This window comes from Klebsiella sp. Ech2A, from assembly GCF_030078455.1.
Taxonomy (GTDB): domain Bacteria; phylum Pseudomonadota; class Gammaproteobacteria; order Enterobacterales; family Enterobacteriaceae; genus Klebsiella; species Klebsiella terrigena.
This window is the reverse complement of sequence record NZ_JAQGFU010000278.1, coordinates 1-4,204: the sequence shown is the minus strand read 5'-3', so window position 1 is coordinate 4,204 and position 4,204 is coordinate 1. Positions and strand designations below refer to the sequence as shown.

The 4,204-nt window shown below is 61.2% G+C and carries 5 protein-coding genes; 2 read left to right on the top strand and 3 right to left on the bottom strand.

All coding sequences use genetic code 11. The features are described 5' to 3' along the window. A partial coding sequence (locus tag PFH44_RS25320) for a GNAT family N-acetyltransferase (RefSeq protein ID WP_283826530.1) occupies positions 1-234 on the top strand: 234 nt, incomplete at its 5' end. 44 nt (positions 235-278) lie between these two features. Here PFH44_RS25320 and ggt read toward each other — a convergent pair. Then, complete coding sequence (gene ggt, locus PFH44_RS25315; protein WP_045854008.1) at positions 279-2,021, bottom strand: gamma-glutamyltransferase; 1,743 nt, start codon at positions 2,019-2,021, stop codon at positions 279-281. A 120-nt stretch (positions 2,022-2,141) separates the two neighbouring features. Here ggt and PFH44_RS25310 point away from each other — a divergent pair, with 120 nt between their 5' ends. Further along, the gene (locus tag PFH44_RS25310) at positions 2,142-2,468 is read left to right on the top strand and encodes a DUF2756 family protein (RefSeq protein ID WP_283826529.1); all 327 of its coding nucleotides are present in this window, start codon (positions 2,142-2,144) and stop codon (positions 2,466-2,468) included. An 18-nt stretch (positions 2,469-2,486) separates the two neighbouring features. Here PFH44_RS25310 and ugpQ read toward each other — a convergent pair whose 3' ends face one another. Continuing rightward, a complete protein-coding gene (gene ugpQ / locus PFH44_RS25305) occupies positions 2,487-3,227 on the bottom strand; it encodes a glycerophosphodiester phosphodiesterase (RefSeq protein ID WP_283826528.1) in 741 nt (246 codons plus the stop codon). After that, positions 3,224-4,204, bottom strand: a 981-nt coding sequence (locus tag PFH44_RS25300; protein ID WP_283826527.1) for a sn-glycerol-3-phosphate import ATP-binding protein UgpC, incomplete at its 5' end; no start/stop codon positions are given. The genes ugpQ and PFH44_RS25300, both read right to left, overlap by 4 nt.

Here is a 4,204-nt window from a genome sequence, read left to right as displayed (position 1 = left end):
GCGGCGCCCTTTCACGGACGCGGCGGCGGCAGCGCCCTGATGCGCGAGATGATAAACCTGTGCGATAACTGGCTGCGCGTCGAACGCATTGAATTAACGGTATTCGCTGATAACGCCTCCGCCATTTCTGTCTATCGCAAATACGGCTTTAGCGTTGAGGGGACCGGACGTAAGTTTGCGCTGCGCAACGGCGAATACGTCGATGCCCTCTTTATGGCCCGCCTGAAAGAGTAGCCCTTCGCAACCCTCTCCCGCTCGGGGAGAGGGTTGAAAATAGCCTAGTATCCGGCGGTTAAATCCCCCGGCGAACGCGGGTCAGACGCGCCGTACAGCGTACCGTCCGGGCCGACCATAATACTTTGCGTGCTGCCCATCGCCTCTTTCACCGCCACCTTCTGCCCTCTTTCCGTCAGCAGCTTCAGGGTATCCGGGCTAAAGCCCTTCTCCACCCGCAGCTCATCGGGCAGCCACTGATGATGGAAGCGCGGCGCGTTGGTCGCTTCCGCGACGTTCATCCCAAAATCGATGGAGTTCACCACCATTTGCAGCACCGTCGTGATAATCCGGCTGCCGCCCGGGCTGCCGGTGACCAGCCAGGTTTTACCGTCCTTGACCACAATCGTCGGCGACATTGACGACAGCGGGCGTTTTTTCGGCCCGACGGCGTTGGCGTCACCGCCCACCAGCCCGTAGACGTTAGGCACGCCGGGCTTCGCCGAGAAATCATCCATCTGATTGTTCATTAAGATACCGGAGTTCCCCGCCACAATGCCGGTACCAAAAGTGGTGTTCAGCGTGTAGGTCACCGCCACCGCGTTGCCGTCTTTATCCACCACCGAAAAGTGGGTGGTCTGGTTGCTCTCATAAGGCGCCAGCTTGCCCGGGCGGATCTGGCTGGAGGGTTTCGCCTTGTTGATATCGATCTGCTCGGCTATCGATTTGGCGTAGGCCTTGCTGGTAAGCGCCTGCCACGGAACCTGAACGAAATCCGGATCGCCAAGGTACTCCGAGCGATCGGCATAGGCGTGCTTCTCCGCTTCCGCCATCACCTGCATGGCGTCCGCGCTGCCGAAGCCGAACTTATGCATATCGAAGTTTTCGAGGATATTGAGGATCTGCACGATGTGGATCCCCCCGGAGGAAGGCGGCGGCATTGAGAACACCTGGTAGCCGCGATAGTCGCCGCTTATCGGCGTGCGCTCCACCGCCCGGTAGTTCGCCAGGTCCGCTTTGGTGATCAGCCCGCCGTTTTTTTGCATCTCATCGGCGATCTGGTCGGCAATCGCCCCTTTATAAAACGCGTCCGGGCCGTGCTCGGCGATCAGCTCCAGGCTTTTTCCCAGCTGTTTTTGCACCAGCTTGTCGCCCTTTTTCAGCGGCTCACCGTTTTTCCAGAAGATAGCCCGGCTGTTGGCGTGATTCGGGATCACCTCGCTGCCGTAGGTTTTCAGGTCGTCCGCCAGCGCATCGTTAACCGTGAAGCCCTCTTCAGCCAGCTTGATAGCCGGACGAATCACCTTGTTCAGCGGCATGGTGCCGTATTTTTCCAGCGCCAGCGAGAAGCCGGCCACGCTGCCCGGCGTGCCGGAGGCGAGATGCGAGGTTAGCGACTTTTTACTGTCCGGGTTGCCCTGGTCATCGAGGAACATATCCCGGGTTGCCTGCTCCGGCGCCATTTCGCGAAAATCAATGGCCGTCGTTTTACCGTCTTTGGTGCGCAGCATCATAAAGCCGCCGCCGCCAATATTGCCCGCCTGCGGGTGCGTGACCGCCAGCGCATAGCCCACGGCCACCGCCGCATCGACGGCGTTTCCACCCTGGCGCAAAATATCCACGCCGACGCGGGTAGCCAGGGCATCAACCGACGCCACCATCCCCTGCTGGGCGCGAACCGGGTGAAAGACGTCCTCTTCAACCCCGTAGGATACGGGAGGCGGGGCGGGGTTTGCGGCGACGGTAAAGCTCCCGCCCGCCAGCAGCAATGCGATGACCGCCTGACGCCAGAATAGTGTTGTTATCATTGCCATACTCCTGAATCTGTTTTTGTCCCTGCATAAGCCTGGTTTATAAGTCCTAAAAAATCATTGTTATGCCGAAAAGGAGGTACACTTAAGCGATCCCACGCACGGGAGGAGAGAACAATGAAGGCAATACTATTTCTGGCGGTGCTGATGCCGCTGACCGTCCTGGCACAGCCGCTTAATACCACCAACAATCCCAACCAGCCGGGGTACGTCGTCCCCAGCCAGCAGCGGATGCAAAACCAGATGCAGACTCAGCAGCAGCAGCACCAGAACATGCTGAAGCAGGATATGCAGAACCAGACGCGCGCTCAGCAACAGCATCTGCAGACGCAGCTGAATAACGGCCAGCAGCGCGTAACGCAGAGCGGGAATTTGAATCCTTCGCAGCAGCAGGTGCTGCCGAATAGTAATGGTGGCATGCTGCCGCGACGGGCGGCCCCGTAACGGCAGCATGCCGGCAGATTAGGGCTGGAAGTTGGGGCCGATGACGTCTATCGCATCGGAACAGATGCTGTCGACGCCCCAGCGCAGCAGCTCGGCGGCACGCTGGGGTTTATTGACGGTATATACCAGAATATACAGACCTGCGGCCTTCAGGCTCGCCACCCGCGCCTCATCAAGCAGCTTATGGTTCAGGTGAATCGACACGCAGCCCAGCCGGGCGGTCAGCTCGCGCCAGTCCTCACGCCACTCGTCCAGCAGCAGCCCGCGCGGCAGCTCGGGCGCCGCCTGCTGCGCCGCTTCCAGGGCGTCAATTTCAAACGATGACAGCAGCGGCGCGGTCATGCCCTGCCACAGCTCGCGGGCCGCTAAGGCCACCACCCTGCCGGTCAGCGGCCCGGTGCCGGTGGTCGGCTTAATTTCGATATTGGCCATCATGTTCAGCTGCCGGCAGCGCTCCGCCACGGCGGAGAGCAGCGGCAGCGGCTCGCCTTTAAATTCGCGGCCGAACCAGCTTCCCGCATCAACGTTCAGCAGCTCGTGCCACGCCAGCTCGCCCGCCACGCCCCAGCCGTTGCTGGTGCGCTCGAGGTTATCGTCATGCAGCAAAAAGATCTGCCCATCCTTCGACAGCTTGGCGTCGAACTCGATCATGGTATGACCAAAGCGAGCGCCGGTGTCGATCGCGGCGAGGGTATTCTCCGGCGCCAGCTTTCCGCCGCCGCGATGGGCGACGATATGGGGGTAAGGCCAGTTACTCATGCGCGTTGTCCTGTTTCACCATCAAAGAGGTGCAGATGATCCTGCGGCAGATGCAGCCACAGCGTGCTGCCCGCCGCCGGGCGCTGCTGATGCGGCAGCCTGACGACCAGCTTCTGCTCGCCCCAGCGTCCGTGGGCGAGGTTATCGGCACCTAAAATTTCCAGCGTATCCATCACCAGCGGTACGCCGCCCTCCGTCTCGGGGCCTGTGGCAAAATGCTCCGGACGGATACCGAGGGTCATCTTACGCCCGGCGTGGCGACGATGCTCGCTATTGATCGGCAGACGCAGGCCGCCCTCCAGTTCAAAACGGCTGCCGTCGTCGCTGATGCGGCCGTCCAGCAGGTTCATCGCCGGGCTGCCGATAAAGCTCGCCACAAAGCGGCTGGCCGGCTTTTCGTAAACCTCCACCGGCGTGCCAATCTGCTCGGCAACGCCTTTATTCATCACCATTACCCGCTGAGCGAGGGTCATCGCCTCAACCTGGTCGTGGGTGACGTACAGCGAGGTGGTTTTCAGCCGCCGGTGCAGCTGCTGGAGCTCCAGGCGCATCTGTACGCGCAGCTTGGCGTCAAGGTTCGACAGCGGTTCATCAAACAGGAATACCGCCGGATCGCGAACGATGGCGCGTCCCATCGCCACGCGCTGGCGCTGGCCGCCGGAGAGCTCGCGCGGGCGGCGCTTGAGCAGGCCGTCGAGCTCCAGAATGCGCGCCGCTTCCTGCACCCGCTCGTCAATCAGGCTTTTGCCCATCCCGCGAATTTTCAGCCCCCAGGCCATATTCTCCTCCACGCTCATATGCGGGTAGAGGGCGTAGTTCTGGAATACCATCGCAATGCCGCGATCCTTCGGCTCCATCTCGGTAACGCGCTGGCGGTTAATCCAGATGTCGCCGCTGGTCACCCGCTCAAGCCCGGCCACCATCCGCAGCAGCGTCGATTTGCCGCAGCCGGAGGGGCCGACCATCACGATAAACTC

Bases quoted from the DNA above. Each gene is read 5' to 3' on its own strand.
- ggt (WP_045854008.1), bottom strand. From the start codon at position 2,021: ATGATAACAACACTATTCTGGCGTCAGGCGGTCATCGCATTGCTGCTG.
- PFH44_RS25310 (WP_283826529.1), top strand. From the start codon at position 2,142: ATGAAGGCAATACTATTTCTGGCGGTGCTGATGCCGCTGACCGTCCTG.
- ugpQ (WP_283826528.1), bottom strand. From the start codon at position 3,227: ATGAGTAACTGGCCTTACCCCCATATCGTCGCCCATCGCGGCGGCGGA.